Annotated in this window: 23 protein-coding genes and 2 pseudogenes; 20 read left to right on the forward strand and 5 right to left on the reverse strand. The window is 65.8% G+C overall.

The window, feature by feature from the left end:
- Positions 1 to 6: 6 nt before the first annotated feature.
- Positions 7 to 2,949 carry an ATP-binding protein gene (locus AB0B25_RS03750; RefSeq protein ID WP_357174945.1) on the reverse strand — a complete coding sequence of 981 codons (2,943 nt, stop codon included), beginning with the start codon at positions 2,947 to 2,949 and terminating at the stop codon, positions 7 to 9.
- Positions 2,950 to 3,497: 548 nt separating this feature from the next.
- Positions 3,498 to 4,247: pseudogene (locus tag AB0B25_RS03755) on the reverse strand (DUF3027 domain-containing protein); the annotation flags it as partial.
- 8 nt (positions 4,248 to 4,255) lie between these two features.
- On the opposite strand from AB0B25_RS03755, the gene AB0B25_RS03760 reads away from it, so the two are divergent.
- The 8 genes from AB0B25_RS03760 (at position 4,256) to AB0B25_RS03795 (ending at position 14,520) form a co-directional block, all read left to right on the forward strand.
- Positions 4,256 to 5,056, forward strand: coding sequence for a glutaminyl-peptide cyclotransferase (locus tag AB0B25_RS03760; RefSeq protein ID WP_357174230.1), 801 nt, complete (start codon positions 4,256 to 4,258; stop codon positions 5,054 to 5,056).
- Between the two features lie 34 nt (positions 5,057 to 5,090).
- A complete protein-coding gene (locus tag AB0B25_RS03765) occupies positions 5,091 to 7,010 on the forward strand; it encodes an MFS transporter (RefSeq protein ID WP_357174233.1) in 1,920 nt (639 codons plus the stop codon).
- On the forward strand, positions 7,007 to 7,588 hold the full coding sequence (locus tag AB0B25_RS03770; protein ID WP_357174235.1) for a DUF2771 domain-containing protein: 582 nt from the start codon (positions 7,007 to 7,009) through the stop codon (positions 7,586 to 7,588). Before AB0B25_RS03765 ends, AB0B25_RS03770 begins: the two co-directional genes overlap by 4 nt.
- A gap of 885 nt (positions 7,589 to 8,473) precedes the next feature.
- Positions 8,474 to 9,325, forward strand: coding sequence for a TIGR02569 family protein (locus tag AB0B25_RS03775; protein ID WP_357174238.1), 852 nt, complete (start codon positions 8,474 to 8,476; stop codon positions 9,323 to 9,325).
- 172 nt (positions 9,326 to 9,497) lie between these two features.
- On the forward strand, positions 9,498 to 11,390 hold the full coding sequence (locus AB0B25_RS03780; protein ID WP_357174241.1) for an SCO2524 family protein: 1,893 nt from the start codon (positions 9,498 to 9,500) through the stop codon (positions 11,388 to 11,390).
- A 4-nt stretch (positions 11,391 to 11,394) separates the two neighbouring features.
- Positions 11,395 to 12,306, forward strand: coding sequence for an SCO2523 family variant P-loop protein (locus AB0B25_RS03785; RefSeq protein ID WP_357174244.1), 912 nt, complete (start codon positions 11,395 to 11,397; stop codon positions 12,304 to 12,306).
- A 56-nt stretch (positions 12,307 to 12,362) separates the two neighbouring features.
- A complete protein-coding gene (locus tag AB0B25_RS03790; RefSeq protein ID WP_357174247.1) occupies positions 12,363 to 13,376 on the forward strand; it encodes an SCO2522 family protein in 1,014 nt (337 codons plus the stop codon).
- A 1-nt stretch (position 13,377) separates the two neighbouring features.
- The gene (locus AB0B25_RS03795; RefSeq protein ID WP_357174250.1) at positions 13,378 to 14,520 is read left to right on the forward strand and encodes an SCO2521 family protein; all 1,143 of its coding nucleotides are present in this window, start codon (positions 13,378 to 13,380) and stop codon (positions 14,518 to 14,520) included.
- Between the two features lie 12 nt (positions 14,521 to 14,532).
- Here the strand turns inward: AB0B25_RS03795 and AB0B25_RS03800 are convergent, their stop codons facing one another.
- Both AB0B25_RS03800 and AB0B25_RS03805 read right to left on the reverse strand, forming a co-directional pair.
- Positions 14,533 to 15,429 carry a hypothetical protein gene (locus AB0B25_RS03800; RefSeq protein WP_357174253.1) on the reverse strand — a complete coding sequence of 299 codons (897 nt, stop codon included), beginning with the start codon at positions 15,427 to 15,429 and terminating at the stop codon, positions 14,533 to 14,535.
- A 69-nt stretch (positions 15,430 to 15,498) separates the two neighbouring features.
- Positions 15,499 to 16,038, reverse strand: a complete 540-nt coding sequence (locus AB0B25_RS03805) for a GNAT family N-acetyltransferase (protein ID WP_357174256.1) — start codon at positions 16,036 to 16,038, stop codon at positions 15,499 to 15,501.
- A 736-nt stretch (positions 16,039 to 16,774) separates the two neighbouring features.
- On the opposite strand from AB0B25_RS03805, the gene AB0B25_RS03810 reads away from it, so the two are divergent.
- Complete coding sequence (locus tag AB0B25_RS03810) at positions 16,775 to 17,689, forward strand: SDR family NAD(P)-dependent oxidoreductase (protein WP_357174258.1); 915 nt, start codon at positions 16,775 to 16,777, stop codon at positions 17,687 to 17,689.
- Between the two features lie 100 nt (positions 17,690 to 17,789).
- On the opposite strand, the gene AB0B25_RS03815 is transcribed toward AB0B25_RS03810, so the two are convergent.
- Positions 17,790 to 18,185, reverse strand: coding sequence for a hypothetical protein (locus AB0B25_RS03815; RefSeq protein ID WP_357174261.1), 396 nt, complete (start codon positions 18,183 to 18,185; stop codon positions 17,790 to 17,792).
- A 1,327-nt stretch (positions 18,186 to 19,512) separates the two neighbouring features.
- Here AB0B25_RS03815 and AB0B25_RS03820 point away from each other — a divergent pair.
- From AB0B25_RS03820 to AB0B25_RS03870, 11 genes and pseudogenes are all read left to right on the forward strand, one after another.
- Entirely contained in the window at positions 19,513 to 20,037 is a 525-nt protein-coding gene (locus tag AB0B25_RS03820) for a DUF3558 domain-containing protein (RefSeq protein WP_357174948.1), read from the forward strand.
- A gap of 14 nt (positions 20,038 to 20,051) precedes the next feature.
- Positions 20,052 to 20,435: a hypothetical protein gene (locus tag AB0B25_RS03825; protein WP_357174263.1), complete on the forward strand. Its 384-nt coding sequence runs from the start codon at positions 20,052 to 20,054 to the stop codon at positions 20,433 to 20,435.
- Positions 20,435 to 21,727, forward strand: coding sequence for a hypothetical protein (locus tag AB0B25_RS03830; protein ID WP_357174265.1), 1,293 nt, complete (start codon positions 20,435 to 20,437; stop codon positions 21,725 to 21,727). The genes AB0B25_RS03825 and AB0B25_RS03830 overlap by 1 nt, the downstream gene beginning before the upstream one ends.
- Positions 21,728 to 21,931: 204 nt before the next feature.
- The gene (locus AB0B25_RS03835) at positions 21,932 to 22,195 is read left to right on the forward strand and encodes a hypothetical protein (RefSeq protein ID WP_357174269.1); all 264 of its coding nucleotides are present in this window, start codon (positions 21,932 to 21,934) and stop codon (positions 22,193 to 22,195) included.
- Between the two features lie 51 nt (positions 22,196 to 22,246).
- Entirely contained in the window at positions 22,247 to 22,591 is a 345-nt protein-coding gene (locus AB0B25_RS03840; protein ID WP_357174271.1) for a hypothetical protein, read from the forward strand.
- A complete protein-coding gene (locus tag AB0B25_RS03845; RefSeq protein WP_357174273.1) occupies positions 22,591 to 22,914 on the forward strand; it encodes a hypothetical protein in 324 nt (107 codons plus the stop codon). Before AB0B25_RS03840 ends, AB0B25_RS03845 begins: the two co-directional genes overlap by 1 nt.
- Complete coding sequence (locus AB0B25_RS03850; protein ID WP_357174274.1) at positions 22,914 to 23,693, forward strand: hypothetical protein; 780 nt, start codon at positions 22,914 to 22,916, stop codon at positions 23,691 to 23,693. The genes AB0B25_RS03845 and AB0B25_RS03850 overlap by 1 nt, the downstream gene beginning before the upstream one ends.
- A 291-nt stretch (positions 23,694 to 23,984) precedes the next feature.
- Complete coding sequence (locus AB0B25_RS03855; RefSeq protein WP_357174276.1) at positions 23,985 to 24,386, forward strand: hypothetical protein; 402 nt, start codon at positions 23,985 to 23,987, stop codon at positions 24,384 to 24,386.
- An 89-nt stretch (positions 24,387 to 24,475) separates the two neighbouring features.
- Positions 24,476 to 24,604 (forward strand): hypothetical protein, encoded by a 129-nt coding sequence (locus AB0B25_RS03860; RefSeq protein WP_357174279.1) that lies wholly within the window; start codon positions 24,476 to 24,478, stop codon positions 24,602 to 24,604.
- Positions 24,594 to 25,007, forward strand: a pseudogene (locus AB0B25_RS03865) (ESX secretion-associated protein EspG); the annotation flags it as partial. The gene AB0B25_RS03860 and the pseudogene AB0B25_RS03865, both read left to right, overlap by 11 nt.
- A gap of 53 nt (positions 25,008 to 25,060) precedes the next feature.
- Positions 25,061 to 25,366, forward strand: coding sequence for a hypothetical protein (locus AB0B25_RS03870; protein ID WP_357175029.1), 306 nt, complete (start codon positions 25,061 to 25,063; stop codon positions 25,364 to 25,366).
- The last annotated feature ends 278 nt before the right edge of the window (positions 25,367 to 25,644 follow it).

A 25,644-nucleotide genomic window follows, 5' to 3' on the forward strand; every position in this document is an offset into this window, starting at 1 on the left:
CCCGGTTCAGTCTTGCGTGCGCGGCGCGCGGACATGGACCGTCGAGCCGTCCCGCCACCAGGACACGGCGACGGTGCTCTCGATCGCGCCACCGAGACGCACCAGCAGATCGTCGTGCACGACCAGTTCGCCCTCCTGCGGGGGCAAGGTGAACAGTTGGCGCAGAACAACTCCCAGCGGTTGCGTCGTCCAGCTCGTGCGCCGTCCTTCGCCGACCACCTCGGCGGTGACCGAATCGGACACCAGCGGAAGATCGAGCAGCGTGGCCAGGTCCGACGCGGTGTCGACGGCGCCCGCCACCAAACGGTCCGGCGGCACCGCCAGGCCGAACCAGGGCTGGTCGAGAACGAAAGCGTCACCGGGATCCACCACGGCGCCCGACAACACGCGGACCCGGTCGGGCGGATCGAGGTCGGTCAGGTCGAGGCGATCCGCGGCGACGGCGGCCGCCAAGCGGGCGTGCGTGCGCGACACCACGTCCACCGCGGGCGTCTTCGCCGGATCGGCGAGCGCAGCCAGCAACGCGGCCGCGAGGTCCGCGGTGATCGTTTCCGGGTCGGCGAGCACGGCGCGGAAGGCCTCGGCGTCGAGATCGGCTACGGCGAACGTGGGCAGCAAACCAACGAATTCGGTGTCGGCGGGGCGACGGAGCAGCCCGAGCGCGGTGCCGTCGATCCGCGCGTATCTGCGCAGCCACCACGCGGTATAACCGTCGGCGTCCGCGAGCAACCGGTAGGTGCGCGGCGCGGCGGCCAACTGCCGTAACGCTTCCGGCCATGCCGCATCGGCAACCAGTTCGAGGTCGCGGACCGCCGCCAACTCCGGCGGATCGTCCCGCAGGGTCGACCACCAGTGGTCCTCGTCGTCCAGATCGTGGTCCGGGCCGGTCGGATCGGCCTCGACGACCACGCTGAAGTCCCAGCCGACGCCGACGGCACGCAACGCGGCCGCGCCGTAGCGATCGACCAGAGCGGGGTCCACCGTGCCGAACGGCGCATCCTCGACCAACAGATCACGCAACGGAGCACCCGGCAACAGCAGTTCGTCGGCGGGTAGGTATTCGCCTCCGGTGTCGCGCAGTTCGAGCGCACTGAGCCAGGACGGCAACGCGTCCGGATCGGCATGGGCGGCAAGCCGGAGAACGGCGTCGGCGGTATCCGGATCGCCGGGGCGATCCTCCAGGTCGGCGCGTAATCCAGGGTCGCTCAACAGGTCCTCGGCGGTGGCCGAACGCGCACCGAGTCGGGCCAGCAGCGAATGCGCCGCCGCCGGATGCGCGAGCCTGGCCCAGTGCACCGGGATCGCGACCTCGAGTTGATCGTCCAGCACCACTGTCCGCGGGCCGGTAACCACTCGGCCGTCGGCCAGCGGAACCGCCAGCGCGCCCAACTCCTCCGCCGCGAGCGGATCCACGACGAACGGCTCCAGCGCCGCGTACAACGACGACCACCACGACGGCGGTCGCTCCAGGCCACCGGACAGCTCCGCGAGGCGCGCCAACCCGAGCCGGTGGGCATCCAGCACGTTCATCGCCTCGCTGTGTACCCGGCCGGAGAGTTCCGGGATCACCAAGGGGCCGACCACGTCAGCGAGCAGGGCAGCCAGTTCAGGTGTGAGGCCGGTGAAGACCTGCGCGCGGGTGGGCGCCGCGATGTCCGACGACGTGGGCAGATTCGCGGTGAACGGCGAACCGCCGAAAGCCTGGTCCGACACGCCGACGTACACCTGCGCGTCATCCAGCGCGTAGGCCGGTTCGCTCTGCGACCTGTCACGCGATTCACCGCCCGACGCGTCACCCGCCGAATACGGCTCGCCGCCGACGACGTGCTCGGACACGAGGCGCGGGGGTACCACGACAGGCAACCATGGTCGGGTCTGGAGTTCGCGGACCAGAGCTTCGCGCAGCAGGCCGTCGGCCTCGCTTCGCGCGAAACCGGGCGCCGGAACGAGCACGAGGCGGTCGCGGGGCGGGAGCACCCGGGCGAAATCCGCGTAGCCCTCGGCCAACTCGGCGAGCCGGGCGCCGGGCAACAACCTGCGGCGATCCGGCTGCATGGGAATGTCCGCGATGACCAGGGCCGGCAGGGAGAGCTCTTCGTCGGATCTGGTCGGCGCACGCAGCACATCCGGCGCCGCGGCGACCGGCCTGCCGTCGCGCACCGGCAGCAGCCAACGGGCGCGCGGCGCGCGATACTGCCACCATGTCCGCTGCTCGTCGCCCGGACCGTCGACGTACACCTCGTGCAGTCCGTCGCCCATGTCTTCGGCACTGCTCACGAATTCCTCGGAGCCGATGCGGATACGCTGCAAGGCGGGCAGTTCCAACAGCAGATCGACGGCTTCGGCGCGCATTCCGGCGAGCAGTGCGCCGGCGTCCACGTCATCGCGCAGGCGGAGCACGACTTCGGTGTCGAAGCCTGGTGCCGGTCTCGACTCGATCGACCAGGCCAACCTCAGCGTCGGCGGGACGAACTCACCGAGGTCGGCGCCCGGGAGCGGGATACCGCTGCGACACAGGGCATCCCGAGTCTGATCTCGGGAGAATCGTAGCGATCCGGAAGTCGAGCGCAGTTCGATGTCCTCGCTCACCGCGAGCACCGCGGTGAAGCCGACACCGAACCGGCCGACCGTACCGGTATCGGACTTCCCCGACGCACGCAGCGCGGTAAGCGCGTGTACACCGGACAGATCCAGCGGCGCACCGGTATTACCGATGTGCAGGTCGCTACCGTCGAGCCGGACGACGAGCCGACCGGCGACGCCCGCCTTGCCCGCGGCATCGGCGGCGTTCTGCGCCAACTCGGTCAGCAACCGGTCGCGATATCCGGCGCGCACCAGATCTGCTTCGGTGGCGGCGTCCTCCCGCAGCCGAGTCGGCGAATCACGCCATGCGGCAAGAACTGCCGCGCGCAGTACCGATGTGCCGAACGGATCGGCGGTCTCGGTCAGCTCCGCGGCGATGACGGGAACTCCGGCCGCGTCGCGGATTCCGACTCGTCATCGACTACCTGCTCGCCTGCCGAACCAGCCTCTTCCGATCCGCCCGGTTCAGCGGGTTCGGCGTCCGCGGCCTCGTCGGCCGCCGACTGCGGGCCGGGGGTATGCGCGGCGTCACCGGGTGTCTCCGAGGCGGCCTCCGCGTCGGGGCCCTCGATGTCCAGCCCTGCGGTGTTCGACCGACCGGTGCCGGACTCGCCGATAGCTGACTCGGTCACCGCGGAGTGCGCGCCGACCGGCGTCGATTCCGCACTCTCCGCAACCGGTTCACGGTCATCGCCCATCACGGCGTCGAAGCGCTGCGGCGCGCCCGAAGCCGGAGCGGATTTCGCGGTCGGCTCGGCAACACCGGTTGCGATATCAGCCGCCGTCGACGTATCGCCAGCGTTCGCGTCGGCCGTGATCTGCTCGGAATCGTCGCCCGCTGGCGTCGACGCGGTGGTCGAAATCTCGGAGGGGGACGTGGAATCCTCGGGGACGGGCAGGACCCGGTCCGACTCGCGCGCGATCATCTCGACGGCGTCATCGTCGTACGCCTGGTAGATCGGGGAACCGCCGCCGCCGGGAAGGATGGTGTCGGAATGAGCGCCGCAGCCGTAGGCGACATGAACCACGAGTCCATCGGCGCCCATGGCGTTGCCGCAGACGCCGAAGGCGGCGCGTAGCGACCCAGCCAGTGGCAGGTAGAAACCGCACAGGCCACAGGTGGACGGCGCGGCTTTGGCCATCTCGGAATCGGGACCGCGCTCGGCGTACCAGCGCTCGGCGGCCTCCGCGCGACCTTCTCGGCTCATCACCTTGGCCCGGCCGAGGCCGACCGCGTAGGCGACCTCGTCGACTACCGGGTCACCGGTCGCGACGTAGCCGGGCAGCAGGCGGGGATCGTCGGCGGGCGGGGCGAGCAGATCGCCCGGCGCGAGATCGCCGGGCCTGATCCGCTGTTCCCAGGGCACGAAGGCGGGCGCGACCAGAGCATCAGGCCCCGGCAGCAGCGCCGACTCGCTGACCGTCGCGTACTCGGCCTCCGGTGGGGCCGCCACCACGACCGCCCACTGCCACCCGCGATACCCGGGCAACGTCGCCTCGAACCGATGCGTCGCCGCGCTCTCGCCCTCGGCGGCCACACCCAGATGTGCACCGACGCCCGCTGGCTCCAACTCCAGGAGCGCACGGCGGGCCAGGTCAACGGCATCAGCCAGAATCGGCCGTACGCCGGACTCCGATACAGAAACTGCGCTCACGGCATACATTTTGCCGTATGGAACGCAATCGTCGTTCGTTGGCTGTCAGTGTGCTGGTAGGGGTGCTCCTGGTGAGCGGATGCCAGGACCCCGATGACAGGGCAACCAGGATGAATATCGAGGTGGTCGGCACCAGGCCACACGACCGGACGGCGTTCACCCAGGGGTTGGAAATCGCCGGAGACACCCTCTACGAAAGCACCGGTCTGCCGGTCGCGTCGAGCGTGCGCGCGTCCAACCTCACGACCGGCGCTGTCCTTGCCGTGGCGCCACTGCCGGTCCCCTACTTCGGCGAAGGCATCACCCTCGCCGAGGGCACGCTCTGGCAACTCACCTGGAAGGACCAGGTGGCCATCGCCAGGGACCCGAATACGCTGGCCGAGCGCGGCAGGGTGTCCTATCAGGGCGAAGGCTGGGGCCTGTGCACGAGATCGGACCGGTTGGTGATGAGCGACGGCACCGACCAGCTGACCTTCCGTGATCCAGTGACCTTCGCGCCGACCGGCTCGGTACGGCTGACCAGTCACCACACCGCACGCCTCAACGAACTCGATTGCGCGGCGGACGGCTCGATCTACGCCAACGACTGGCCCACCGACACCATCCTGCGCATCGACCCGGACTCCGGTCATGTGCTCGCGACCATCGATGCCGCCGATCTGCTCCCCGCGAACGCCCGGGTGGGCACCGACGTACTCAACGGCATCGCCCAACTCCCCGGCACCGACCGATTCCTCGTCACCGGCAAGAACTGGCCGACGATGTTCGAAGTCCGCTTCACTGCGGTCACGGGCTCCGGCAGCACCGAGCGCGAGTGAACGCTCAGCACGGAAGTACGACAGAATTGGGGGCGTGACTACTCCCCGCGAACCTTCCGGTCCCGACCGTGATCGGTGGGACAGCGAGGAGTATCCGCCGATCGAACGTCACCCCGGCTTCGTCCGATATCCGCCACCCAATGCGCCGCGGCGCCGCAGGCCACTGCCACCGCTCGGACCGGAGCCGGACCCTGTCTCGCCTGCCTACGACGACCGGAGGGCGAATCAGGAAGCGGACGCCCGGCGCCACGACACGCCGCACGGTCCCGAGTATCCGGAGACGCGGCGCCTACCGACCGGTCGGCAGGACACCGAACACACTCCCGCGTCGCACCGTGTCTTCGGGCACCACCCGACACAGCCGCCGGGCGAGCCGGAGCCCGCCGAACCCATCCGCGACCGGCGAGCGAGCGAATCGGAACGCGGCGAAGCCCCCGCTCCGCCCGGTACACAGCGCATCCCACGCAAGCTCACGGTCACCCGGGTCGCCGCCATGCGCGGCAGGCAGCTGACCGAGAAGGGCATCGCGACCTTCCAGCGCGCGGCCAAGGCAGACGGCGCGGACAAGTCGGGTCTCACCGCACTCACTTACGCGACCATGGCGAACTTCGCCCTCGACGCGGCCATCGCGGTGGCACTGGCCAACACGCTGTTCTTCGCCAGCGCCACCGCCGAGAGCAAGACGAAGGTCGCGCTGTATCTCCTGATCACGATCGCGCCTTTCGCCGTGATCGCCCCCCTGATCGGCCCGATGCTCGATCGCCTGCAGCGCGGCCGACGGTTGGCGCTGGCGACCTCGTTCGCACTGCGCGCGGTGGTCGCGGTGGTGCTGATCCTCCAGTTCGACACCTGGGCGCTGTATCCGCTGGCACTGTGCATGATGATCGGCAGCAAATCATTCTCCGTGCTGAAGAGCGCGGTGACGCCGCGGGTTCTGCCGCCCGACATCGATCTGGTCCGTACCAACTCCCGACTGACGGTGTTCGGCCTGGTCGGCGGCACCATCGGCGCTGGAGGGCTCGCCGCGCTCACCGCCTCCCTCGCCGGTTCGCACGGCGCGCTGGTCTTCGCCATGCTGATTGCGTGCGCGGGAACGTATCTGAGTGTGCGCATTCCGTCCTGGGTCGAGGTCACCGAGGGCGAAGTGCCCGCGACGCTGAGCTATCACGGCCCGGACGCAACCACCCAGATACTGGCGGCCGACGAGGATTCGGCATCGGCGGTGCCGCCCCGGAAGCGCAGGCAGCCACTCGGCCGCGCGGTGGTGACCGGCCTGTGGGGTAACAGCGCCATCCGTGTACTGACCGGGTTCCTCACCTTCTATGTCGCATTCGTTGCCAAGGCGACCGAGCATCGGCCGGTGCAGCAGGCCGCCATGCTCGGCGTGGTCGGCGCGTCCGCGGCGATCGGCAACTTCACGGGCAACGCGACCGGCGCCCGACTCAAGCTCGGCAAACCCGCGCTGATCGTGCTCGGCTGCACCGCTGCCTGCGCGCTGGTCGCGCTGTTCGCCACGTTCGCGAACAATCTGCTCGGCGCGGCGCTGGCCACCCTGGTCGCGGCCGGGACGAGCGCGCTGGCCAAAGTGTCGCTGGACGCCGCGATCCAGGACGACCTTCCCCCGGAATCGATCGCCTCCGGCTTCGGCCGCTCCGAGACGGTTCTGCAGCTCAGTTGGGTGGTCGGCGGTGCGGCGGGCGTTCTGCTGCCGACCGATTACTGGAAGGGATTCGCGGTGATCAGCGCGGTGGTCGTCATCGGGCTCGTGCAGACCTTCGTCAGTTTCCGCGGGCACTCGCTGCTGCCCGGCCTCGGCGGCAACCGTCCGCAGCACGCGGACCAGGAGGTCCCGGCGGCACAGTCCGCGAGCGCGGGCCGCCGGTACGGCCCCGGCGGGCCTCGGCGCGAGGACACCACACCCATCCGACAAGGGCAAGGAGATCCCCTCTGGTGAGCAAGCTCAACGCACGCACGATCGTCGCGCTGGTCGCGGCCGCCTTGCTGGTGCTCACCGTCGCCTTTGTCGGCGTTCTAGCGGTACTGGTCCGTAACGCCGAGGAACCCGACGTCACGATCAGCGCCTACGCGCACGGCAAGACGGTCACCGTCCGGCCATTCAGCTATTGCGCGGTGACCATGCAGCACTGCAGCATCCTGCCCGAAGGCAAGGTGGACGGCACCGTGTTCGCCACGCTGACCTGTGAACCGGAGACGCCGGATTGCCATCGCGGCCGAACCGCTGAACTCGAGGTCCCCGCCGGCTACCCGTTGCAACTGTCGCTGCCGAAGCAGATCGCCGACGCCCCCTGGATCGCACAACTGGTCTACGCGTTGCCATCCGGCGAACAGGTGGATCGGGTGATCAGCCGCAACGACTACCCGGACCGTGCCCTCGCACTCACCATCGATTCGACTCCGGAGCCCGACCTACGCCTGATCGGCGTCGAACTGCAGTTGCCGATTCTGGCCCGCGACGAGACCGGCAACGAGTTCTACCTCCCGCACGCCGCCTGGTCGATCAGCACCGCGTAGACCAACCCAGCACCACTGGACCGGAAACCGAACCCGAACCCGACGAACACACCGCGCCCCCGGCTGCCGTAGAACCGTTCACACCAATCGGACCGGTCACCAGCCATACCGAAACCACCGGATCAGCGCGCCAACGACGCCATCGAATGTGCCGAGGCCGCTCACCCCTACCCGGAGATCGACAGCTGGCTGTTCAGGACGCCGCGCGCTCTGGCTGGCTGCGTGATCGCGAATCATGGCTGGTCATCGTAGGGGCGTCTCGGTCGACCCCGATGTCTCCGTGTTACCGGTCACGACAAAGGCGAGTCGTCGCCACACGACGCCACCCACCTACCCTCGCCTCGAATTCCGTATCAGCAAGACCGAGCACCCCACCCGGCCCAACTCGAACCGAACGACCGACCCCGCGACAAAGTCATAAGCAGCAAATCACCGACTGCAAGCCGCACCCTCGTCCAGCCGGATGCCCAGCGATCACTCGTCACACCACGATCGTTCCGAACACGTGAAACCTACCCGGCTTCACAAATGAGCGCTGGACCGCACAAACCGCACACCGAGTACGGCAACTACGCAATACCACCTTCGCCGCCCCCGCAACCACCTCGGCTAAACCCCCACTTCCGAGCGAAGCGAGACCGAGCATTCCCCGTTCGCGGCCCGGCTCGCGTCCGAGCGACCGCTGCGCCCGCGACGAAGTCGCAAGCAGCGGTCGCTCGGACGCGAGCCACACAGGGGCCGCGAACGGGCAGCGCCGCAGGCGCTGCCAAACAAACACAACCGCGAACACGCAGCGCCGCAGGCGCTGCCAAACCAACACAGCCGTGAACACACCCCCGGCGTGCCGAAGGCGCGCCTGATGAGATGGAGCGTTACGGTACGGCCGTGACTTCTGTGGAACCCCCCGAGCATGTGCGTGCCACGTTCGGACTGCGCGAAGTGACCCCGGTTTCGCTCGGTGACTGGGAGGGCGGCTGGCGTTGCGGGGACGTGGTGCTCAGTCCGGTCGCCGATCATGCGCGTGCGGCGTGGTCGGCGCGGGTGCGTGAGTCGCTGAAGGTGGACGGGTTGCGGGTGGCTCGTCCGGTGCGGGCTACCGATGGCCGCTACGTGGTGTCGGGCTGGCGTGCGGATACCTATGTGGAGGGTACGCCCGAACCTCGGCACGACGAGGTCGTTTCGGTGTCGCTTCGCCTGCACGAAGCCACGGCGACGTTGGAGCGGCCGCGGTTTCTGGTGCAGCCACCGGCCGCGCCGTGGGTGGATGTGGATGTGTTCGTCGCGGCGGACCGCGCGGCGTGGGAGGCGATGCCTTTGCACAGTCTCGATGCGGGCGGCGTGCCGCTGTCGACCTCGCCGGACGGCCGGCGCAGCATCGAACTGATCGGTCAACTCGCCACGCTGCGCAAGCCGTTGCGGACGCCGTCGCAACTGGTGCACGGCGACCTGTTCGGCACGGTCTTGTTCGCGGGTACGAACACTCCCGGCCTCACCGACATCACGCCGTACTGGCGGCCTGCGCCGTGGGCGGCGGGCGTGATTGTGGTGGATGCGCTGGCTTGGGGCGGTGCGGACGACGGTTTGCTGGATCGGTGGGCGGATCTGCCGGAGTGGCCGCAGATGTTGTTGCGGGCGGTCATGTTCCGGCTCGCGGTGCACGCGCTGCATCCACGTTCCATGCCGGAGGCGTTTCCCGGTTTGGCGCGTACTGCCGACATGGTGCGACTGACGCTCTGAATTCGGAATATCCGCCGTTCGGAATGGCTGTGCGCGCAGTGCGATATCGAATTGCGCGGAGCCCGACGCCGCGGTCGGGGACCGTGCTAGTTTTGCCCAGTATCGCCGTCGGGGGTCTCTGCTGGGCTGGAGGCCGGTGCGGCTCGCGACGAGGGGTGAGGGATAGGGGCAGGTGAGAATTCAACCGAGGCAACAGATTCTGGATCTGTGGCGATCGGTGCTGTCCGCGTCGTGGGATGGCGGCCAATGGCGCTGGGGTGGTCGTGGACCCGCGAACTCGATCAGTGATTCCGAGCAGTTGCTGTGTCTGCTCTATCCCGCGACCGAGATCGAAAGTCTCGCACTGGATCGTCCCGACGGTATGGCCGATGACGTCAGCTCGGTGCTTTCGCCGTTCGGCGGTCAGACGAGGATCGGCACCGTCGTTGTCCTCTTGCTGGAGGAGTACATCTTCCGCAACACCCAGCGCGTGGGTCCGGATGGCGCGCCCGACAGTTCCGGCGAACCGGACGGCAAGCCCCTTTTCGGCGCGGGCAGCTACCTACGCTCCGCCGATGAGCGTGAACCCACTGCGGCGCAGCAGGATATCGAGGTCGTCGACGCGTATTCCATGTCGTTGACGCTGTGTCTCGCGGGGATGCGTTTTCTCCGGGTCTACGAGGGGTGGGTGCGCGCCGAGGCGCGGACCAACCTGGCTGATCGGATCGAGCGGCTCACCGAGCGGCTCAGCGTTCGGCTCACCGCCGCGATGACCGGGCTGGTCCGCAGTTTCGTGGTCAAGACGGTCGCGCCGAAATCCGATGCGGGACAGATCATGCTCGGCATGCTCAATCAGGGCGACTTGCCGGAGCGGGCGGTGGTCGAGGGCGTCACCCGCAGTCTGGAGCGGGTCCGGGCGCGGTTGCGCAACGACATCACGTTGGGCCAGACTCCGGACACCGAGCTCGACGATGAGGATCTGCTGTTCGAATGCGGCTGGAGCTGGGGTCTGGTTCGGGAGGCGGCTCCGGTCGAATTCGTGGACAGCGATATCGCTACCGAGCCGGGTATCGCCGATCCGCGCCCCTACCTGTATTTCACCGTGATCGCGCTGGACGGCATCAACGACCTGATCTCGCAGCGCACCAGGGAACTGGACCTGCTCGACGAGCAGCAGTATCGGCTGGCCGAGGCACTGCGCATCCGCTGGGATCTGACCCAGCGTTATTGGTCGACGGTCGCCCGATTCGGGTCCGGCTCGTGGCCGTTGGAGGACATCCCCTGGCGCACGTCCGATGGCGAGGAATCGGACTATTTCAGTCTTATCGTGTCGGCGGTGCTGATCCAGGATCTGGTCAACCGCACCGCCTCGGACGACGACTTGACCAGGGCCGTGGCTATTTTCGACGAGCTCGCCAGACGCGGCCGGATCATCCGCCGGACCACGCGCGACGATCCCGCGGTGGAAATGCACGCGCCCGGTGTTCGGTTGGGCTTGCGCGGCAGTGAGACCGTGGACGACGGACCGCTGCTGCAGTGGGAGGTGTCGGATTTCGCGCCGGTGCTGTTGAAGCGCCTCTTGCAGGCCGCCCGTCTTTCTCGCAACATCACCGCCCGCGACCGGCTGATGGATCTGGCCAAGTCGACGATGGATCATCTGGAAGCGCGAATGATCAGCACCGGCGGTGCGTCCGGGCTCTGGGACGATCCCGCCGGCGCCTTCGGTAACGGGACGCCACGCGAAACCGAGCCGTCCTGGTATATGACAGAGCGGGTGATCGAATGCCTGGTCACCGCGGACCGGACTTTCCGTGAGCCACCGCTGACCTCCCCCGCGATGGTGGTGCGCGCGGTCGAATTGCTCAACGAGGCCGAGCATCTGCTCAACCAGGAAATGCTCGGCGTCAGTATCGACGATTTCTCGGAGCACCGGATCACCCTCGACCGGGTGGAGGAACACCTCGAACAGGCCAGGCAGCTGGTGGTGCGCAGACAGGCGGGCACCGCGTTCGTGCTGGCCGCCGACGCGCTGCGCGAACTGCATCGTCTGGCCTATGCCCGAATGGACGCGACAAGGAGCACGTGACCGCATGATCGTGTTCGCGACCTCGGACAAAGGCGGCACCGGGCGTTCGGTGACCAGCTGTAATCTCGCCTACCGGCTGTGTCTCAGCGGCATGAGCGTGGCATACCTCGATTTCGACTTCGGTTCGCCGACCGCGGGCGCGCTGTTCGAGATCGGCGCCATGGAGCGGGGAACGCCGGATCGGGACGGACTGCACGAGTATCTGCTCGGGAAGAACGGGATCGCCCGGCAGATCGATGTGCGTGCCAAAACCGATCGCGGCGGCCTGCGCAAGATGCGGACCAGGACCGGACGGCTCGTGCTTTTTCCTGGTGATGAAGGTGGCGCCGAGTTCGACAGCCTCAACGACGACGTGGTCAAGCGTTGCGCGGAACTGCTCGTCGGTCTCGAACAGGAATTCAAGGTCTGTTTCGTGGATCTGAGCGCGGGCCGCTCGCTGGCGATGGAGCTGGCGCTGCGCGCGACCGCGGCGCCCCAGCTGGCCTCGAAGACGGTGCGCTGGCTGGTCTTCCACCGCTGGACTCGCCAGCACATCTTGGCGGCGAGCGGATTGGTGCACGGGCCGCACGGGCTATTGGAGACGGGCAGCGAGTGGAAACACGATCCGAAAAAGCTTCTCGCGAACATCCGCTACGTGCGCACCGCGGTGCCACAATTGAACGAAATGACCGGCGGTCCAGGCGCCGCGCAGGTCAAGTGGTTGCAGGAACAGAATGGAGCATTGGTCACGTTGGCCGGGAAGAATCGGCTCGGCGCGACATCCTTGCTCGGCAAGACCCCGGTGGAACCGGTGCTGCAATGGCGCGAGCAGATCATTCTCGATGCCGATGTAGCCAACAGTATTGCCAACGAGGACACCGCCGCGGCGTTCAACCAGCTTGCCGGTCGCCTCGTGCACGCCGCGACCTGGGAATAGATCCGCACTCGCCGACGCTGTGCGAAAGCGCATCCTGGAAGGGTTTTCGATCACCAGTGGATCACGTAGCAGGGTATAGCGAGGCGGCCGAGCAGACGCGGGTCGCCAAGGTTCCGTTGTCCCACCTGTCCATCGAGGTCGGACATTTCTACATGAACGATCTCTGCAACGGCGCGGATCGTATCCGCGCGCAGTTCCGCAAGATCGCTCCGCTGGTCACCGCCTTCACCGTGGCGGCGCAAGCCGAGTTCGGGCCGCGTGCGCGGGTGAGCACCTGCTTCCTGATCGACGACTATTTCCGGCATGACACCGATCCCGCCGAGATCCTCGGCACACTGCTCGCCGCCGCCGCGGAATGTGGCGTGCGGATCGACTATCTGGCTCGCGAGGCGGGCTGTTGGGAGACGCCGTCGGGCGCGGCCGGTGAGCACCGCATCCAGTTGGCCGAAATGGTCGCCGCACGTATCGTCGCCGAGCCGCCGGAGGGCTCGACGGGGCGCCGTCCGCCCACCGCGGAGTCGGGCTGGCTGTGTAACGGCCGTCGAGCCTCCGACGACGAGCCGGGCCAGGCCATGCATCGCTCGCCCTACGAGCCGCCGGAGGAGTTCGGCCGGCGCGAGCATTCGATCTTCCTCGATGTGCAGATGTGGGCCAAGCAGACCAAGAAGGTGAATGGGCGGGCGGAGGTGCACACCAAATGGTCCTGTCCGTTCCTGGCGTCGATTTGGCAGTTGCTGCGGCTCGGGATGCTGCGCTACGACGGCGAACCCATCGTGAATCCGCAGCTGTGGCGCCCGGAGGAGGGCTGGCCGCAGCAGTGGTGGGAGATGCCCGCCGTGGTGAAACTCAACCCGCGGGCCACTCCGTTCGCCGCCTATCGCTCACTGTCGTTGCTGCCGCAGCGGTACCTGGGTATCGAACATGCGGTGCGGGTGATCCTGGATCACATCGATCTCGAAGAAGAAGTGGTCGACCAGATCATCGAGCGGGGCAAGAGCGAGGACATCGCGATGACGGTGCCGCGCAAGGTGACCGAGCGGATGAGCCACGTGCTGTTGGATGGTTCCTGATATGGACGCAGCAACGGACTCCTGTTCCGACGCCCACCGGCCCTCGCATGGCGAGCGGCTGCGCCGGTTGGCGGCAGTGGCCCGCGCCAGGCGCGACCATCGGTCGGTTCGGCAGCCACCGCTGGCGGGAAGGTCGGCTCACCCTGGCGGCGAAAAGCCGACGGCGCCAGCATCTTCCGGCACCGCGCCGCTGATCCTGCTCGGCGAGGTCCGCACCTGTCTGGTACCGGACTCGACAGCGCTCGGCCGTGACATGCTGGAGGAACTGCTCGCACTGATCCCGGGCCGACGGATGCGGTGGCGGGAGCGGCCGACCACGCTCGCCACCTCGCCGACCACCGCTGTCGGGGTGGATTGTCAGCTGGCAACTCGACCCGGCGGCGGTGTCCGCGGGGTCGGGACGGTGGCGACCAACGCGCTGGTCGTCGGTGGACGAGTACTGCAGAGTTCGGTGCACACCACCGTCGTCGCGGCCGAGGCGAGTAGTCGGCAGACCTGGTCGCACTATCTGACCCGGGTGGGGGTGATGGAGGTGATCTCGCGGATCACCGACACGACCGGCGCCGAGCTGGCCAGTTGTTTTCTCGCCACGGGAGAGCCACCGGAGGGCACGCTGGATCTGGCCTCGATCAGCCAGCGGCTGCTCGCCAGGATCCGGATGGACATGCGACTCGATCAGCACCCGCCGATGCAGACGCGGACGGCGCGCCTGCGCTGGGCCGCGCGGATCGCCGATGTGCCGCAGCCGATCCTGACCTTCCAGCTGCAGGACGAGCTGGTGCGCACGGTGCTGGTGACTGTGCGCGACGAGTCGGAACTCGCTGTGGCGCACCGCTTCTGCGAGGAGCTCGCGTTGCACGATTGGCTGCTCACGGTCGCCGACTCGGTGGTCGAGGAGGCCGATCTCTACCCGCCGTCCAGCCCGGAGTCCGCCGAACTCATCGCGCCGCTGATCACCCATCTGGCGCACCTCTGGATGCCCGGCGCACATGCGCCCGCGCCGTTGCGTGGGCTATGGAAGCAGCTGGATCACGAACCCGGCTTCACCCGGGAATGGCAGGCCCGGGTGGGTCAACTGCGCGACCGGATGTCGGTGGCGATACTGGCCGCCATGCGACCCTCCACGATCAACACCCCGGATTGATCTCCGGCCTGGCTACAGTCGAAACCATCGACGGACCAGCAGTGCGAAAAAGACCGAGGTGGAGACGATCCCGGCGTACGCCTCGAGGATGAGCAGGGGGCGGCCGACGCGGCCGACCTCTTCGAGGTCGCCGAGACCCAGTGGATTGAGAAAGTTGATCAGGCACATGTGCAGCGATGTGGTGATCGGAATGGGCGTGGCGAGCCACAGTGCGACGGTGAACACGAGCAACTGCGCGGCGATCCAGCCGAGTAGCTGGAAGGGACGATAGCCATAGCCGCACAACAGATCCGAGGCCCAGCCCGCACCCCGGCGCCAGGCCGGGTAGGTCGCCGCGCGGCGCGCTCTGGCCAGCGCCAGGCCGCAGCGGTCCTGCGCGTCGATATCTTCATTGAGCGCATGCAGACCGGAAGCGCGCAGAAAGGCCATGGCCGCGTGTCCTGGGAGAAAGCTCTTGACTCGCTGACCGGTCCGTTCGGCCGCGAGGAGATGGCGACCGAGCTTCTCGTAGGTGTCGGCCAATCGCATGTGCTGGGTGCGGCTCAGACGCAGCGGGCCGCGCAGTTCGACCTCCGCGGCCAGCAGCGCCATCAGTAACTCTATGTGCGCCCGCTGCAGGACCTCGTCCATCGCGGTGGTGGCGTCCTCGGCGGCGGCGTAGATATCGGAGAAGAGCAGGCTGTCACCGCGGTGCTTGATCTTCGAGTGGTCGAACGCGGTGACCACTTTCTCGACGTGATTGTTGAACGAGTCGAGCAGCGGCTTCTCGTCCGGCTTTCTGGTCTCGGCGCTCAACTCGTCGAGGTAATCCGCGACTTCTTGGGCGTAGCCCGTGGCGTGTTGATCGATCCAGATGTCGGGCGAATTCCCGAATTGCACGTGGGTGACCGCATCCTCATGTTCGGTCATGGGCGTTCCTCCCCCGGGGCTGGCGCATCAGTGCACCGTGATACCCACCATAGCAACGGATTTCGTCGTCTAGTCGGGCCGTGGGCCGCGCTTGCGCCAGATGTTCGAGGTCGGATCGCTGATCGAGCGGGTGCCGGGACGGTACTGGATGCGACATACCATGACGTCGCGCGGCTCACCCGCGCCGAAGTAGCGCTCCTCGTGCCCGGTCCAGACGAACCCGGACTTCTGGTACAGGTTCGACGCAGATTGATCGGTGGGCCGGACAGTGAGGAACACATCCTCCACGTGGGCGACCCGGCACCGGGCCAGCGCTCCGTCCAGGAGCGCACGTCCGTAACCGCGGCCCCGGCATTGCGGTGCGACGGCGAGCCCGATCACCCAGGCATGCTGTGGCGAGCCGAGCGCCACCATCACATAGCCGCAGATCGATCCGTCGAGATCGGCGACCACCCATTGTGTTCCGTGCAGATCGAACAGTTGGCGCAGCGCGAAGTACGGGTACGCCAGGTCGGCGAATTCGGTCTGCTCGAGCGTGGCGATATTCGGAAGATCACCCAGCGTCGCAGTCCGGAATGCCGGCGCCGCGGCCTCGTTCGCGATTGTCACATGCTCACCTCTGTCACCCCGTTGTGAGTTCGGCTTCCAGAGTAGAACGCCGATGTGGCGCACGGGTGCAGACACCGAAAGCCATGTTCGGCGAAATTGATTCGGCGAGTGCCGCTTTCAAGCGCGATGGCGTCACGGCGCGCGCCGCTCGCGGGTGTGTGTAGGCAGGGGCGGTCGCGGTCTTCGGCGCTCCGGGATTCGTGGCGCACCCAGCCCAGCCGCCGCCCCCTCGACAGTTGCAGGACCGGTGAGTTCGAGCCCGGATAAACTACGCCCGTCGTTCAGCGCACGTAGACCGTCGAGTTGATGAAGGCGCTCACGGTCGAAACGAATAGGTTGGCACTGGAGACTGCTAGAAGAAGGGGCGGAACTGTCGCACCGAGCAAACCATCGGCGGCTGACCGAGATGTCGGAGTCCGCGATCGAATGCCACAAGTTCGGCGGTGCGGCGCGACGGACTCCGAAGCGCGAGATTTCTGAGCGGTTGCCGACGGCGCTCCAACACAACTCCGATCATGGCGACGTGCTGGCCAAGTCCGGCACGTCGTCGCCGCCGACTGCCGCGCGAACCGCAGCTTGCGCGTGCCTCTGGAGGAGGTGCCGCCGCCGTCCGGCGATCAAGCGGGCGCGCCGCCTTGCACAACTGCTCTGCGAACGCAACGGTGTGAGTATCAGTCTCACCCCCGCCGGGCTCGTCGGATGAGCCGACGGACCGACGACATCCTTGGGAGGAAATGTGGCGACCAGGTGGACGGAGCAAGACATACCGGATCAGAAGGGCCGGGTGGCGATTGTCACCGGCGCCAACAGCGGACTCGGGTTCGAGGCCGCTCGGGCACTCGCGGCGCACGGCGCTTCCGTGGTGTTGGCGGTGCGGGATGTGGACAAGGGTAAGCATGCCGCCGCCGATATCGCCGATGCTGTCCCCAGCGCGGACACCACCATCCAACAGCTCGATCTCACCTCGCTGGAATCCGTGCGTAATGCCGCCGAACAGCTCAGGTCCGCGTATGCCACCATCGATCTGTTGATCAACAACGCCGGGGTGATGTACCCGCCGAGGCAGATCACCACCGACGGGTTCGAACTGCAATTCGGGACGAATCATCTGGGGCATTTCGCGCTCACCGGGCTGCTGCTCGACAAAATGTTGCCGGTACCGGGCTCTCGGGTGGTGACCGTCAGCAGCGTCGGCCATCGTATCCGCGCGCGGATCGATTTCGACGATCTGCAGGGGGAACGGTCCTACAACCGGGTGGCGGCGTACGGCCAGTCCAAGCTGGCGAATCTGATGTTCACCTACGAGCTGCAACGTCGGCTGTCCGACACCGGCGACACGATCGCGGTCGCGGCGCACCCGGGTGCCGCGAACACCGACTTGATGCGCAACTCGCCGGCGGCGCTGCGTGCCTTCGTGCCTGTTCTCGCACCCATCGTCACGCAGAGCGCGGCGATGGGCGCCTTGCCGATACTCCGTGCGGCCACCGACCCCGACGCGCGCGGAGGTCAGTACTACGGACCTGGCGGATTCTTGGAAACCCGCGGCTACCCGAAAGTTGTCGAATCGAGTCGACAATCGCATGACACGGCGATTCAGCGACGATTGTGGACGGTGTCGGAGGAATTGACCGGAGTCACCTTTCCGGTCTGATCGCGTTGACGGCGTTGCTCCGCGGCAGCAGCGCCGTCGCCGTAGGAACGATGGCGGTGCGTTCGGCGCGCGGAATCGACCGACTCCGCGTCGCCGGTGCTCAGGTGAGCGGGTAGCCACGTAGCCGGGCTATGGCGGCGTGGTTGCGGACGGGGTCCAGTGTTATCGCCGCCGCCCACGCATGCGCCGCGACGGCACGCCGATCGAACAGGTCGACCCAGGTGTCGATAGACGTCCGCGTGTCGTTCACCGAGGTGGGAGTCGGCCCGAGTTCGGGCACGTGGGCGTACGTCAGTGCGGTGTACAGGCATCCTCGGGCATCGAATATCGTCGCCGCGCGGAATTCGTCGGAAGTGGCGCGCTCGGTCAGCCGGCCCGCTGTCGCCGCCTGTATCGCGTCCCGGGGAACCCCGTCGGCGCCACGGACAATCTCGCCGACCGTCTGGTAAGCGAGCCCGAACCCCCAGAGGCGGCCGGGAAATCTGCGGATCACCATTCGGCCGAATCCAGGATGGGTGAACGCTCGGCGGCGGGGTCGAGGACGATCGCGGTGTGGGCGGCGTCCTGTGCGGTGTGGCCGTCCGTGCTGGCGAACCCCAGAAATGAACGGTATCGACTACGGACTGTTCTCGACCTCGAAATCGCCTGCCAAGACTTGTGAGCCGGCGGATCCGGCTCACAACGGGTTGATACGCGATCAAATACCGACCCTCGTTCGACTCGTTGTCGGGTCTGCTTTCTGCGGGCACCGGTCGCGGAGAGTTCCATACCTGCGCCGTCGGCGAGCAGGCAACGTCAGCGCTATCGCTCCCGCGCACCGACTACACCATCCCAGTGTCCGCACCAGCCGATCGCGGAGACCGCCTCGCTACTTGGCGAGTGTGCCGATGGTGGGTGGAGTCGTTGACGGTAGTCGAAGGGTGGTTGACGGTGTTTGGGTGGGCGCCTTATTACTCAGTTCGCTGAGGGAGTCGGTGGGTGGGCTTGCGTTCTGTCCGTGCTGGTCGATCGCGGAGACCGCCTTGCTACTTGGCGAGTGTGTCGAGGGTGGGTGGGGGTCGTTGACGGTAGTCGAAGGGTGGTTGACGGTGTTTGGGTGGGCGCCTTATTACTCAGTTCGCTGAGGGAGTCGGTGGGTGGGCCTGCGTTGAACGGGTATGTGCCGTCGACTGGCTGAGTGCGTGGCGGGCGGACCGAGCGCCGGACTTGGCGGGGGTGGGTCGCGGCGTCAGGGCGGACGCAGCGAGCGTGGCAGATTCGCTGTCGCATTCGGCAGCGGTGTGCCCCTCGATTGCGCACCAATGTATCTCGGACCTTATATACATGTGTGTGGCCGTTTGGATAGGGCGCTGAGGACCATGCGGGAACTGACGTCGAACCCTTACTAGTTAGTCAATCGTCGTTGGTATCGGACACTCCTGGGGAAATATCTGTTGCTGCGGGAGCGCACTTCAATGTGAGGCCGTGAGCCTCCAGGCGGAATCAGAGGACCAGCCGACACCGACAGCAACGCCACCATATTCCATGCGGATGATTGGTCCTGTGCCCGCGTGGATTGCACGGGCAGTGTCGTCGTGAATTTCTCTGTGGCTCAGAATAATTCACCGATGTCGGGTGTCGCTGATCGGTCCGGCCTCGTCTGGGACGTGACCGAGCCGTTATTGCCCCGGCCTGTCATTCTCTGGGAGTCTTCATCACCGAACGGCTCCTACCCTCCGTCCGTGGAAGGTACGCGATTCCAGCTGGGTCGAGGGCCGGTCAGCGCATCGAGTCGTCTGCTAGGGTGGGCGCAACCTGAGTCGTCGCTGGTCGAGAGGGTGGGGATGGGCCGTCGAATCACGTTGGTACTGCTCAGCTTTCTGCTCGCCTCCGGCGCAGCTGCGTGTAAGGAAGCGCCGAGCGTGTCGTCCACCACAAGCACTACTGTGGCCAACGTTCTGTTCAACCCATGCGTGGGGATTCCTGATGATGCAGTCCGGGCCGCAGGGGTCGATCCGGAAACTGAGGAGTCCGGTATCGGTGGAGTGCACCAGTCCGGCTGGGAGATCTGTAGCTGGGATGGACCCAAGTACTCGATTACGGTGTACTCCACCGGCCGCACAGTTGCTGAGTTCGAGAGCAAGCCCGGGAATGTTGAGTTTCGGGACGTTACGGTCGCGGATCGAAAAGGCCGGCAATTCAAGGTTGAGGGTGCGTCGAAAAATCTCGATTGCAACATGCTGGTCCCAGCATCCCAGGGGGTCGTGCAATTGGCCGTGATGAACCTGGCTGGCCAGGACAATCTCGAGGACCCGTGCGTGATCCTGTACCGAGTCAGCGAGTCGATTGTTCCTGCACTGCCGCGTTGATCGGGAGGGACCCTATGGGTGACGACAATGAAGGGTTGTGGCGGCGACTTGCCGACCAGGCGCGGGGTGGGGAACTATACCTCGATGACGAGAACGCAGCATTCCACTGTGCGAAGGCATGTGACCAGCGTATCGCCGATCTGGAATCACTGCGTAGGTTGACTGCCAGAACCCAGAACGTATCCGGCTTCGGCGAATTCAAGATGGCCCATGATCTGGAACGGAAGTTCCTGAAACAGGCTGCTGGCGAGGACAACTCGATCGACAAAGTAATCCTCGAACACATCGAGACCGTGAAGAACATGCGTGAGGTCATGGCGATCTCGTTCAAGCGCATCACCGGTCAAGACATCGAGAGCGCAACCCGGATCGCGAATACCACCGAGCAGGCGGGCTGATGGCTGACCCGTTCAGTAATCCGGCGGTCGGGGACCTGGGTTTGCGAGTGCTGCGCACCGTGACGGACTGGGTCTTCCACGTGCAGCCCGATGCCGACCCGTATCCGGTGCAGGACAGGTACAACCGGCAGCGGGACGATGTGCGTAGTCAGGTTGCTGGCTTCGGCTTCCAGGGCGAATTCCGGCCGAGGGAAGTGCTCGATGCGGACGAGTTCGAACGGTACGACGTCGCCACGTTGCGCAGTAAGGTCGACCAGATCGATCTGCAGGCGGTCACCGATTTGGTGGGCGCGTGGAACACCATCGCCGAGCGGCACAAGAACTCGCTGGAGACCTTCACTGATGCGATGGCCAGGGCCACCGATGAGGGGGTGTGGCGGGGGGAAGCGCGCGATGCGGCGGCGAGCGCGGTGCGGGACTACGCCGCGCAGGGTGGGCAGGTCTCGAATGCGGCCCGACTGACCAGCAGCAAACTGGCAGAATTGCTGACGGGGTTGGAGCCGACCAAACAGTTGGTCCCGCATGCACCGGAGCATCGCAGCGGCGTGCAGAACGCCGTGGGGCTGCTGGCCGGGCGTAGCTGGCGCAACGATGATGTGGCCGAGCACAATTCGAAGGTCGAGGCGCTGCGGGTGCTGCGCACCGTGTATGCCCCGGTCGTGATGGAGTCCGATACCAACGTGCCTGTGATACCTCGTCCGGCGCCTGCTACTAACCCGGGCGGTGCCGGTAACGGCGGCCATAACACCGGTGGCACGAATACCGGCAGCACAACGCCGTCGGGCACACCAACGCCAGGTTCGGCCCCGCCGGGCGCGGACTCTGCCGTCGACTCGACCGCTCACGCCGCCGAGCCGACCACGGACGATTCCGCCGAGACATCGCAGTCGGCCAGCAGCGATGCCGCGTCCACAGCGCCGGCCTCGACCACACCAGCTTCGGCTGTTCCCGTCCCGGCCACTTCGCCCAGCACCCCAGGTAGCCCATATCACGGCACGCCGGGTAGCCCCGGAAGCCCGCCCGGTCCCGGCGCGCCAGGTGTCTCGATCCCACCCCGGGGCGCACCGAACGCCCCAGTGGCATCCCAGGTTGCCGCGCGGTCGGGAACCGCTCCCGGCCGCCCCGGCATGGGCGGCATACCTGGCGGGATGGGGTCTGGTGTGCGTAGCGGCCAATCCGATGAGGAGTCCAGCAAAGGCATTCCGGACTACCTGATCACTCAGGAACACGGCGATGAGCTCACCGGGTTGGATTCCATGCCCAAGGCAGTGCCACCGGTCATCGGCGAATAGCGCTGCGCGATACGGACATCGGACATGCCCGCGGAGTGGACTCGGCGGTTCGTCGCGCTCGACATCAGACCGCGGCAGGAGGTCACCGGCCACGACATTCGCCGCTCTACGTCGCGCGACCGGAACACCGGCCGCCGATCCATCAACACAGCCGGCATTCGATGTACTCGGTGGCCGTCTCGAGTACATCGGAAGGGAGTACGTATGGCCTCGAATCACTACCTCTATGGCGACGATCCGGAAGATACGGATCGTTACCCGGCGCCGGAGGAGACCTCCGGCGAAGCCTCCTTCTCGCCGCCACAGAAATCTTCTCTGGTGGATGTAGCAGTCGGTGATGATCGTCTTCCCACGAAAATCGTGGTGAACCGTCGATGGAAAGATGCTTTCGATCCGGCGCAATATGGTGAGTCGATCATGGACGCCTATCACTTTGCCTGCTACGAGCTGGCGGTTCGACTTGTCTAGTCCGGGTCACGGCCGCGCTCGACTCGACCGTCGATACGTGAAGTCGTACCGTTGCTCCTGCAGAAGCGCACCTATGACGAATTCCGTGCGGCATGGAACAGCCTGTACATCGAGACCGCGTTCACCGTGCACGGCCCTGGATACAACCAGTACGACGAGCCCGGTCTCACGGTTACTGCGACGTGGTCGGCCCTGCTTTCGATCGCCATCGACAGAAGCTGGGCCGCGACAGTGGACGGGACCGTCATTGCGCAAGACATCGTGGAGTGCTGCGATCGGATCCGTGCGAAGAAGCCCGAGCTGGTCCGGGATACATCTCTCGACCGAGAGTCCGACCAAGAATTGGTGGATCGGCTGGTTCGGCATGAACAACAATTGATTCGGAATGAACTCTGATGGCTGAACTGAAAGTAGAACTCGACCTTCTCGAGCGCGCGTCCAAAGCGTGGACCACCGAGGTTGCGGCAGGCTTGCGAAATGCGGACTTCTCGATCGACGAATTGAAATACTCCGCGATTCAGTTCGGGCTCTTCGCTGGTGCGTGGAGCTCGTATTCCGTGGCGGCCGCCTACATACAAGAGCGTCTCAGAGAAGGGACTGACGCGGCTGATCAGGTCGGTAACGCCCTGCACGTCGTGGCAAGCGCCTACGAGCAACAGCAGGACGAACAGGCCCATGGCACCGACAAGCTCGCCGGAGAAATGGATTTCACAATATAATGGGCGAACCCACGAAAGAGGAGCTGGACGGAATCGTCGAAGACTTCAGAACCAAGTTCGATGAAGTCAAGAAACAACCAGCCGAGCTGAACGACCAGTTCGACAACCTGAAATGGGTTTGGCCGCAGGCTTATTGGGCCTACACCGACGTCCGAGACGAGGCGCAGGCAAATCTGAAAAAGCTGATCAAGAAACTCGAAGAGGTGGCCGAAGGGATCGCAGCTCCATTCTTGTTCATCGACTACGCGGCCAAGTGGCAAGTGGTTGGAAGTGCTGTATCCCGGGTCAACGGCATTCAAAGCAGGCCTGCGCTGAGTATGGAAGGGCATTGGGAAGGAACCGCTTACACGAAGTTCAAGGAATCGCGAACCTATCAGTCGACCGCCATGACCAATATCACGGAGATGTGCCAAAAAGTTCATACGGAACTTCTGGCGCTGGCGGCTGAGGGTCGGAGCTTCTACAAGCAGATCATCGACAAGTTGGCGACCCTGCTCGCCCAGTTGGCGCTCGCTTTGGGGGAGATCGCATCCATCGCCGGAGCGCCCTGGGGAATAGATAAGTTCAACGACGCCATCGTTACCGCGGTCGAACTTGTCGCCGGGACCGTCACCAGCTTCTTCGAGCTGCAGTCGAAAGTTTTTATATCTTCGAACGAACTCAAGAACATCGTCAACCGTCCGGCCGGGTTCCCGACCGGAACGGATGGCAAGGATCACTGGCCCGAATCGGTAGCCGATGGCTTCGACGATAAAAAAGAATGGAAATTGGCGGAATGAATTCGGTCAGCATGTCCTAATTCTTCCTGCCAGGTGATTCGTGTTGTTCGATGCGTATATGTGAATTAAGAAAGAAGGGCAAGTTCAGTGCGCCGTGTAAGTCATGTCAGTCTGGTGCCCCGAATGTCATTTGCTGCATTCCCCAGCAGTAGCCTGCGGAGGGCCTGTTCGATTGCCGTGATTGCCTGTGCCGCAGTCGTGCCCTTGGGATGTGGTTCGGAAGGTGGCACGAGCCCGGCGAGAGAAACGAGTTCAGCGACCCCCGCGGCAGCACCCGCCAAATGTGTCGTCATGGAAGCTGCGGACTATCAGAATCCGGATGAGAAGCAGTTCACGGCGGTGATGCTGAAACTGCAATTTCCCGCTGGTACATGCTTTTTCGCAGTCGACATAGTCGACGCGTACGACCAACCCGGGAAGGTCGTCGTATACGTCGACCTCACAGTGCCCGACTCCACTGGTCCTGATGATCTTCGCCCGGCTGCTACCGATGTCGCTCATGCGCTGAAAAGCACCGAACTCGGGCTGCGCGCGGCCGAGTTGTCGGTCACCAATTGGGGCGCCAACCATCCGCCTTACCGGGCCTTCCTCAGCGACAAGAAATTCCAAAGCCATCCATGGAACGGCAGCCCCTCTCGGCAGTCCGAGTTGGCACTGTGGGAAGTCGACTCGTGCGCCACATGCGCGCGGTGAGCGACACTCGCGGGTCGGCGCCAGCTCGACCGCGACAGCCGATATCGCCTTCCAAGGCCGATTCCGGCCGAGGGAGGTTCTCGATGTGGATGAGTTCGGAAAGCGTGGATGAGTTCGGAAAGCGCGATGTCGTGGCGGGCTGGATGATCCGCCCAGACAGTGCCATTGGTCATCAGCGAATGGCCCCGCATGATAAGGACATCGCCTATGCCCGCTGAACAGAGTTGGCGGTTCACCGCGCTCGAATTCCGGACGCTGTGGGAGTCCACCGGCCGTGACGTGCTGCCTTATCCGTTGCGGCACCAGTACACGACGGAGTTCCGTTCGGAGAGTCTGCGATTGCGGCAAGCGGCGGCGCGTTCGCTGCGGCCGCACATCGGTGATGAGCTACTGCGTGCGGTCGAAGTGCTGCTCGCGCCGGAGGCTCGGGTGGAACTCGCCGGGTTCGTCGGTGTGCGCCGCGACCGCAGGCTGCGTGCGCATGCCGGGGTGCACGACCTGCACGGAGTGGTGGCAGTGCAGGAGCCGGGGCGGGATGACGAACACGGCGGCGATGTGGTGTTGACGCTGCTGCCGCCGGGCGAGGTGGCGCGCTCGGTGGTCGACGTGCTCCCCGTGTGCGCCGCGGGGCGGGGTAAACCGCTGCAGGCTTCGGTCGAGGAGTTGGGGCGGCCATGGCCACCGGTGCGCGATGCTGGCGACCGACGCCGAGGGAAGAATTCGAACAGTTCTTCTCCCGTGCGATGGCCTCGATCTCGCATGTCGGGGTGTACGCGATGGGCAGCGTGGACAACCGGCATACGCACGGTCGCAAGGATTTCCAGGTCAACGACGTGGAAAACGACGGCCGTTACGTCACCTTCGGCACCCAGACGGTGACTGTCAAACCCACCACTGCCGAGCGGATCACCGCCACCTTGCAGCAGATGATCACCCGGACCGTCACCGAAGTACGCGACGGCGTCCATCTGCCGTACTGACCCTCGCCGCCGGGCCGTACCACGTGCCCGGTCTGTGGCGTGGCCACACCCGTCCTGGGTCGCATTGTGTACTCGACGTAGTTCGGGGGTGCGGATGCTGGATGCCGAGGCCGATTGTTGCGTAATCGGCTGCTATAGAAGGCTTCTCGGCCGGACCAACTCCGGGTGTTGCCGGGTCGTCGACTCGCTCTGCGCATCGGTGTACTCGGGATGTCCATACGGGTGGCGCTTTCACCTCCGGCCTGGTCGACGCACGGAATCTCTGGTGCCGTAACCCT

This window comes from Nocardia sp. NPDC049190 (assembly GCF_040648115.1).
Lineage (GTDB): Bacteria > Actinomycetota > Actinomycetes > Mycobacteriales > Mycobacteriaceae > Nocardia.

Excerpts from the sequence above, each read along its gene's own strand:
- AB0B25_RS03795 (WP_357174250.1), top strand. The coding sequence starts at position 13,378 with ATGGACGCAGCAACGGACTCCTGTTCCGACGCCCACCGGCCCTCGCAT.
- AB0B25_RS03815 (WP_357174261.1), bottom strand. The coding sequence starts at position 18,185 with ATGGTGATCCGCAGATTTCCCGGCCGCCTCTGGGGGTTCGGGCTCGCT.
- AB0B25_RS03835 (WP_357174269.1), top strand. The coding sequence starts at position 21,932 with ATGGCCTCGAATCACTACCTCTATGGCGACGATCCGGAAGATACGGAT.
- AB0B25_RS03825 (WP_357174263.1), top strand. The coding sequence starts at position 20,052 with ATGGGTGACGACAATGAAGGGTTGTGGCGGCGACTTGCCGACCAGGCG.
- AB0B25_RS03850 (WP_357174274.1), top strand. The coding sequence starts at position 22,914 with ATGGGCGAACCCACGAAAGAGGAGCTGGACGGAATCGTCGAAGACTTC.
- AB0B25_RS03830 (WP_357174265.1), top strand. The coding sequence starts at position 20,435 with ATGGCTGACCCGTTCAGTAATCCGGCGGTCGGGGACCTGGGTTTGCGA.
- AB0B25_RS03820 (WP_357174948.1), top strand. The coding sequence starts at position 19,513 with ATGGGCCGTCGAATCACGTTGGTACTGCTCAGCTTTCTGCTCGCCTCC.
- AB0B25_RS03785 (WP_357174244.1), top strand. The coding sequence starts at position 11,395 with ATGATCGTGTTCGCGACCTCGGACAAAGGCGGCACCGGGCGTTCGGTG.
- AB0B25_RS03860 (WP_357174279.1), top strand. The coding sequence starts at position 24,476 with ATGAGTTCGGAAAGCGTGGATGAGTTCGGAAAGCGCGATGTCGTGGCG.
- AB0B25_RS03760 (WP_357174230.1), top strand. The coding sequence starts at position 4,256 with ATGGAACGCAATCGTCGTTCGTTGGCTGTCAGTGTGCTGGTAGGGGTG.
- AB0B25_RS03800 (WP_357174253.1), bottom strand. The coding sequence starts at position 15,429 with ATGACCGAACATGAGGATGCGGTCACCCACGTGCAATTCGGGAATTCG.
- AB0B25_RS03870 (WP_357175029.1), top strand. The coding sequence starts at position 25,061 with ATGGCCACCGGTGCGCGATGCTGGCGACCGACGCCGAGGGAAGAATTC.
- AB0B25_RS03855 (WP_357174276.1), top strand. The coding sequence starts at position 23,985 with ATGGAAGCTGCGGACTATCAGAATCCGGATGAGAAGCAGTTCACGGCG.
- AB0B25_RS03845 (WP_357174273.1), top strand. The coding sequence starts at position 22,591 with ATGGCTGAACTGAAAGTAGAACTCGACCTTCTCGAGCGCGCGTCCAAA.